Source organism: Herbiconiux daphne (assembly GCF_024979295.1).
GTDB classification, from domain to species: domain Bacteria; phylum Actinomycetota; class Actinomycetes; order Actinomycetales; family Microbacteriaceae; genus Herbiconiux; species Herbiconiux daphnes.
Genome location: NZ_JANLCJ010000103.1, coordinates 1 through 1,304, shown reverse-complemented (window position 1 = coordinate 1,304; position 1,304 = coordinate 1). Strand labels below are relative to the sequence as shown.

At 30.4% G+C, this 1,304-nt stretch carries 1 protein-coding gene; it reads left to right on the top strand.

The annotated features are described in order from the left end of the window. Positions 1 to 109: 109 nt before the first annotated feature. Positions 110 to 361, top strand: coding sequence for a hypothetical protein (locus N1032_RS23295; protein WP_259542727.1), 252 nt, complete (start codon positions 110 to 112; stop codon positions 359 to 361). The last annotated feature ends 943 nt before the right edge of the window (positions 362 to 1,304 follow it).

Here is a 1,304-nt window from a genome sequence, read left to right as displayed (position 1 = left end):
GACAAATACCCACAACAGGTATCAATGGCTAATGGCAAGTATGATCTAATTACTGAAAAGGATGCTGCAAGATTGGGAGACATCATAGGTCTTGAATTAGGGGGCGAAAATGACATCACAACACAGGACTAAAATTGGGGTTATTGTCAATGGCAAATTAGAACACAAAGGTAGATTTGATTATCATGATGAGATACAAACATTTATGAGATTCTATGGGTTGGACACAATTAAATTAAACAACGGAAAGAAGTTGTTTAATGCCTCCACTCATCCAAAAGCGAAAATGGAAAACAATTACAAACTTACACTGATGGAAAATGAATATGCTACATACTCACAGGAAAAAGATTGTGGTTGAGATGAAGGAGTTGAAATTTTTCTTGAATTAAATTACTACAAGGAAAACAAAACTGGTTATATTACATTCGTATCAAAGAATAAATTAAATATGGCACAATGACAATTTAAGGTGGTAAAATAATGAACTTAAGAGAAATTTATTGAGCCCTAATCAAAAACCATTTTTATTTAACGCCAACGGAGATTAAAGAAAATCGTTATAACCTAGAGTGAATCAAAAAGAAAATGGTACAACTTAGTGGGGAAATTGATGTATTCAGCAAAGAAGAAATCACAACTGACTTTACTGTTTTAGAACTAATGGTAATCAAACAATTTGATTATGACAATATAGAACTAATTTGGTCAGATAAGAACACTCTTGACACTTGATGAAATGATTTAGAGTCATATATTATTATAAATAATTTGTAAGAAAAAAGATTTTAGTATATAATGATAGTGTTGGGTAATCTTTGAAACATTAATGCAACACGGGAAATGGAAATATGGAATTACAACAACTTAAGGAATTGCTAAACACACAAGACATAGCACACATTACTTTCATAAGTAAATATAAATATGATATGATGACAGTGGCATATACACATATTGATTTCAACCAATTCGCTTTCTTTATTGATAAGGAAAATGATAAATTGAAATTACACATCAAGGGACAATTTAATGGTTGAAATATCAATGAAGATGTAATGTTTCATATCAGTAGGCTATATATGGTAATAATCACAACACAAGACGGAACAATTAAACATTTACAAGGAGAAAAATAAAATGGGAGCAAGAATGGCAATCGTAATTAGAAGTGATAAGCAAGACAAAACCTTAATGGTCTATTCACACTGAGGGGCTGGATATAAAAAAGAAATTAAAAACGCTTTAATTAGTTTAAGCAAAAAAGAAACTGAACTACCAGAATTTTTTGGAGCAAATGAAAT

Excerpts from the sequence above, each read along its gene's own strand:
- N1032_RS23295 (WP_259542727.1), top strand. The coding sequence starts at position 110 with ATGACATCACAACACAGGACTAAAATTGGGGTTATTGTCAATGGCAAA.